This window comes from Methylobacterium sp. BE186 (assembly GCF_031457035.1).
In the GTDB taxonomy this organism is placed as follows: Bacteria; Pseudomonadota; Alphaproteobacteria; order Rhizobiales; family Beijerinckiaceae; genus Methylobacterium; species Methylobacterium segetis.
Genome location: NZ_JAVDVV010000061.1, coordinates 1 through 3,027, shown reverse-complemented (window position 1 = coordinate 3,027; position 3,027 = coordinate 1). Strand labels below are relative to the sequence as shown.

Genomic DNA, 3,027 nt, shown 5'->3' with positions numbered 1-3,027 from the left:
TGATCGACGTCCCAGGAGCGAAACACCTTGGCCATGGGCCGAGTGAATCACCCCGCAGCCTCGTCGTCGAGACACTTACTCGGACGGGCTCCTAGCCGTTGGGCAGGATCGAGTACGCGGCGGACTTCGTGTCGCGGAGGTTCCCGTAGGCGTGCGAGTCCGGCTCGAACGCCGTGTCACGCCCGATCTCCACCATACGGGCCCGCGGCACATGAACGGCCGCATCAGAGGCCGGACACATGGCAGCACCCGATCACGCGCAGCGCCGCTCCCGAGATTTTGCTTGCACCCGCAGGGGCGTCCACACATGGCCCTGGGGCACGCTCATCCGACACTCCCTGACTACCGTGGCGTTCGCCGCAAGAAGGATTCGATGAGCTGGACCCAGCCGGTGAGCAGGATGGAACCAAGTGTAGCTACCGCGACCAGTCCTACCACCGCCCAGCTGTCGAAACTGACATTCAGGATTGGAACGTACTTGTGCTGTATCGCGATTGCCTGTTCGGGCGTCGTCTGGCGATAGAATGGATAGACCATGTGGTTAAGCTTCATCATGCTCATGTACAGCCCGAGAGCTCCGAACCCTATCCAATACTGGATCTTGTGAGCCGTCGTCGCCTTGATCGGATAGGTCTCGCGATTCTCACTTCTGCTATAATCCCAAAACATTAGAGGTAGGAACACGGGCACCCCGAAGCATATAATTGTATTTAGATAGACAGAGACGCTTCCCGATCGCTCGATTAGAAACTGCCGCATGTTCGTCAACTGAACCAGCAACGACCACGAGCTGGCCGCTTCAATCGCTTGCCGCTCGCCGACGGAGGAAAGGTGCAACGAGATCGACGCGACAACGGCCGCACCCGCAAGCAGGCCTCCGATGACATTGGCCCGATGCTTTCGCAGAAGGCTGGGAAAGAGCCTGCAGCAGATGAATACGATCATCCATGCAGCCTCGAACCCGTAGGGAAAGGCCAGATAGGTGAAGGCGGGCGGTAGAGTTGCGAAAGCTGCAACGATGATTGCGGATTGCAAGAGGCAAGCCCTATTGGAACGCCGCGCCTGCTAGGCAGCCGCCTGGGTAAGAAGTGACCGATCGAGGGAACAGGCAGTTTGCGCGCCTATACCGGACCGTCCACAGCGTCCCGAGCCGAGGCCGTGAACGGGCTTCTAAGGCGTTATCTCCCAGGTGACGCTCACCCGCGCCGTGACTTGCTCCACGCCCGGTTCAACGGGGATGATGGCCGTGACGCCTCCGCTCACGGCTGGTGCGGCACGCAGAGGCAGAGCCTGCGCGTCGGGGTCCGGCTCAACGGCCAGCACCCGTCCGAGCCGCACCTGTGCCGCCTCCGCGTAAAGTTTGGCCTTGCGGGCGGCCTCCTTTATCGCCTGGACCCGCAACTCATCCGTGCGGCGCTGGTCCTCGCTGATCTCGAATTGGATGCCTTCGAGGACATTCGCACCCTTTTCGATCAGGCTACGGGTGAGTGCTCCGGCCCGTGCGATGTCACGCAGCCGAACAGTGAGTGCATTGCGTGCCACGTAGCCCCGCAGCGCGCGCTTCAGAGTTTGTCCCTGCGGGCCACGCTCCTCGTCGTACATGGGCGAGACGGTGATCGCGGTCTTAAGGTCGCGCGGATCAAGTCCTTGAGCCCTGATCTCGGCAAGCACAGTCTGCGAGGTGCGAGCGGTCTCCTCTGTCGCGGCTGATGCTGTCGGCCTCTCCGTCGAGATGCTGAGCCGGAGGACCGCGATATCTGGCACGACTTCGCGGGTAGCGGACGCGGTGACGGTCATGCTCGGCAAACGGGACCTGGGCTGGTCTTCCTGAGCCTGCGCTTGAGACAAGGTACCGGCTAAGATGCCGAGCGTGACGAGAGCAATCTTCAGCATGCGGATACCCGGCAGATGCGTGCCTGTTCAGCGCTGCCACCGGGATTGAGCCACGTAAAGCTCGAACGCGTCCAATGGTTTACGGCCGCTTAGAGCCGGAAGCTTCCATAACACCCAATGCGCGCGCAGTCGGCTGTGGTTCGACGAGGTTGCGAAGGCAAAGAAAAGCCCCGGCGCGAGGCCGGGGCTGCAGCAGCAAGGCCGCCTTAGCGGGTTGAGGTCACGGTGGCCTCAGCAACGACGCGCGGAGCTGCGAGGGCACGGGCGGTCAAGGACGGCGTGGTCGTCAACTCGGAAGCCGGACGCACGGCAGCCGTTGCACGGGCCTGCTCGCGGTAGAGCGTCGGGGTAACATCGATGCGGTCATCCGCCAGAGCAGTACCGGCCAGGGTGGCGGACGCAACAACGGCGAGTACGAGTGCGCGAATGGTCATGGTGCTGATCCCTCTGATGTTTCAGGGCCTTCGCCCTGTTTCATGAGAGGGATGTGCTTCGCGCTGCGCCATCATTCAAACAGATGCCGTCGATAGAAGGTATCGACAGCATCAATATGGGCTGGGCATTTCCCGCTTTGGGCCTGCCCTGCTCCTGACCCCTTGAGGTTCGACTAACCGCCGCGCTGCATCATGTCGGCAGGCCGCGTTGCGTACCGGCCCGATCAGCGTCGTGTGAACACGACACGCCCCGCCAGCCCGTGATCAGATCGGGCGGCGGGGCAGCTTCATCTCGAGATGACCGAGTTGCTCCAGCCAGGGGGGTGCGGCCTTGGTAGTGCCGTCTTGCAGACTGATGGCAGCCCGATGACGGATGACGGCAGACTGGCCGCTGAGTTGCTCGCCCTCGCCGCAGAGAACGCTGAGCTGCGCCTCCAGCTCGCCGAGGCGCAGGAGCAGTGCGTCGAGATGGCCGTCGATGCCGGTGAGCTACACGCCGAGGTCGAAGCGCTTCGGGCACGGCTCGCGGAACTCGAGCGAGAGCGTGATGAGTGGCGCCGTGCCGCGAGGCGCGCGGTCGCATAGATGAGGGTCGGCGGCGCGAAACGGGACTGTCAGGAATTTCGTGTTGGGCGGCCATAGTGGACCCGAAGGAGGTCCCCGATGGCACGACGGAAAGCACCGCACATCCCTGACGCGC

The 3,027-nt window shown here is 62.8% G+C and carries 3 protein-coding genes; 1 reads left to right on the top strand and 2 read right to left on the bottom strand.

The genetic code is table 11. The features are described 5' to 3' along the window. Window positions 1-342 precede the first annotated feature (342 nt). Window positions 343-945, bottom strand: a complete 603-nt coding sequence (locus tag J2X36_RS26700) for a hypothetical protein (protein ID WP_310355240.1) — start codon at window positions 943-945, stop codon at window positions 343-345. Between the two features lie 225 nt (window positions 946-1,170). Then, window positions 1,171-1,893: an SIMPL domain-containing protein gene (locus J2X36_RS26695; protein ID WP_310355238.1), complete on the bottom strand. Its 723-nt coding sequence runs from the start codon at window positions 1,891-1,893 to the stop codon at window positions 1,171-1,173. Between the two features lie 800 nt (window positions 1,894-2,693). On the opposite strand from J2X36_RS26695, the gene J2X36_RS26690 reads away from it, so the two are divergent. Continuing rightward, window positions 2,694-2,912 carry a hypothetical protein gene (locus J2X36_RS26690; RefSeq protein WP_310355236.1) on the top strand — a complete coding sequence of 73 codons (219 nt, stop codon included), beginning with the start codon at window positions 2,694-2,696 and terminating at the stop codon, window positions 2,910-2,912. Window positions 2,913-3,027 lie beyond the last annotated feature (115 nt).